Genomic DNA, 527 nt, shown 5'->3' with positions numbered 1-527 from the left:
GGATCTTTAAATGCAACTTTAGAATGCAGCGATGCAGAAGGGCTTGCTGCCGCTCAGGCTAAATTCCCGACCGCTTCCGACTCATGCGATGCTGATGTTACAAACATCACCAAAGCAAGCGGACAGTTTGTGGCTTCTGAAGGATGCGCTAACGCGGGAACATACACCAATACTTGGACCGTAAAAGATGACTGCGGAAATACATCAGAAACTTTTACTCAGATAATTACAATTCAGGACACTACTGCTCCTACATGGACTACTGCCGCTGGGTCTTTAAATGCAACTTTAGAATGCAGCGATGCAGAAGGGCTTGCTGCCGCTCAGGCAAAATTCCCAACTGCTTCCGACTCATGCGATGCTGATGTCACAAACATCACTAAATCAAGCGGACAGTTTGTGGCTTCTGAAAACTGTTCAAATGCTGGAACATATACCAACACTTGGACAGTAAAAGATGACTGCGGAAATACATCAGAAACTTTTACTCAGATAATTACAATTCAGGACACTACTGCTCCTACATG

Annotated in this window: 1 protein-coding gene; it reads left to right on the top strand. The window is 44.8% G+C overall.

The genetic code is table 11. The annotated features are described in order from the left end of the window. The coding region (locus tag AC1Q5Z_RS18410) for an HYR-like domain-containing protein (RefSeq protein WP_492446287.1) at positions 1-527 on the top strand (527 nt) is incomplete at both ends.

This window comes from Flavobacterium sp. GW823-FHT06G12 (genome assembly GCF_058794775.1).
The sequence above is the reverse complement of the archived record's forward strand: the minus strand, read 5'-3'. Positions and strand labels throughout refer to the sequence as shown.